The 255-nt window shown below is 74.1% G+C and carries 1 protein-coding gene; it reads left to right on the top strand.

The genetic code is table 11. The features are described 5' to 3' along the window. On the top strand, positions 1–255 hold a 255-nt coding region (locus tag SB660_RS22115; RefSeq protein WP_486304219.1), incomplete at both ends, for a nitroreductase family protein.

Consider the following 255-nt stretch of genomic DNA (forward strand, 5'->3'; position numbering starts at 1 on the left):
GCGTGCGCGCGGGACGCAGGGCCTGGCGATCTCGACCGTCATCGGCATCGTCATCGCGGTCGTCGCGGTGCTCGACGGGGACGACGCCAAGATTCCGGAACAGGAACGCCTGCTGACGGCGGGCTGCGTGTGCTTCGCGCTGCTGCAGGCCGCGCAGGCGCTCGGCTTCGGCGGCGTGTGGCTGACCGCCTGGCAGGCCTACGACGCGACCATCCGCGCCGCGCTCGGCGGCGGCGCCCAGGAACGCATCGCCGG

Origin of the sequence: Bacillus sp. SIMBA_005, from assembly GCF_046535585.1 — a bacterium.
GTDB classification, from domain to species: domain Bacteria; phylum Bacillota; class Bacilli; order Bacillales; family Bacillaceae; genus Bacillus; species Bacillus pumilus.